Source organism: Actinomadura formosensis NBRC 14204, from assembly GCF_001552155.1.
Taxonomy (GTDB): domain Bacteria; phylum Actinomycetota; class Actinomycetes; order Streptosporangiales; family Streptosporangiaceae; genus Spirillospora; species Spirillospora formosensis.
Genome location: NZ_BCQQ01000302.1, coordinates 1 through 1,202, shown reverse-complemented (window position 1 = coordinate 1,202; position 1,202 = coordinate 1). Strand labels below are relative to the sequence as shown.

Genomic DNA, 1,202 nt, shown 5'->3' with positions numbered 1-1,202 from the left:
TTCCGACCTACGCCTTCGACCACCGGCACTACTGGCTCCAGTCGGCCGGGGCGGCGACGGATGCGGCGTCGTTGGGGCAGGTGCCGGCCGATCATCCGATGCTGGGGGCGGTGGTGCCGCTGCCGTGGTCGGACGGCTCCGTGTACACCTCGCGGTTGTCGCTCGCGTCGCACCCCTGGCTGGCCGATCATGTTGTCGGCGGTGCGGTGCTCGTTCCCGGCAGCGGGTTGGTCGAGCTGGCCGTGCGTGCCGGCGACGAGGCCGGCTGCTCGGTGCTCGACGAGCTGGTGATCGCGTCGCCCCTGGTGGTGCCCGAGCACGGCGGGATCCGTGTGCAGGTGGTGCTGGGCGGCCCGGCCGACGACGGTTCACGCACCGTGGAGGTGTACTCCCTGCGTGACGGCGACGCCTGGACGCGGCACGCCACCGGACTCCTGTCAACGGCGGCGACGACTCCGGGCACGGGATTCGACTTCACCGCCTGGCCGCCGCCGGACGCCGAGCGGATCGAGGTCGAGGGCTGCTACGACGACCTGGCCGATCTCGGGTTCGGTTACGGACAGGTGTTCCAGGGTGTGCGCGCGGTGTGGCGGCGCGGCGAGGAGGTCTTCGCCGAGGTCGCCCTGCCCGAAGACCAGCGGGAGAGCGCGGGGCGGTTCGGTGTTCACCCGGCGTTGCTGGACGCGGCGCTGCACCCGGCCCTGCTGAGCGCCGCCCACGACGAGCCGCGGCAACCGCTGGACTGGCGCGGGCTCGTGCTGCACGCCGCGGGTGCCTCGGTGCTGCGGGTGCGGCTGGTACCCCACGGGCCTGATTCGGTGTCGCTGGAGGCGGCGGACGGCGCCGGCGGCCCGGTGGTGTCGGTGGACTCGCTGGCATTTCGCGCGGTGTCCCCCGAAGGGCCCGGTGCCGTGTCGGTGGGGAACCGCGACTCGTTGTTCCGGGTGGACTGGGCCGAGCTGCCCCCGCCCCAGGGCGAGCCGTCACCGTCGTGGACGGCGGTGGCCACCGCGGACGACGTGGTGGCGCAGGCCGGGGGCGTGCCGTCCGTGGCGGTGCTGGAGGCCGGCGGCGGTGGCGGCGGGGACACGCCCCTGGCCTTGACCTCCCGGGTGCTGGGCGTGCTGCAGGCGTGGCTGACCGCGGCCGGGCCGGAGGAATCCCGGCTCGTGGTCGTGACGCGGGGCGCGGTGCCCGCCGGT

1 protein-coding gene is annotated in these 1,202 nt (G+C 74.7%); it reads left to right on the top strand.

All coding sequences use genetic code 11. From position 1 onward, the window contains the following. A partial coding sequence (locus AF1_RS32640) for a polyketide synthase dehydratase domain-containing protein (protein WP_174548924.1) occupies positions 1-1,202 on the top strand: 1,202 nt, incomplete at both ends.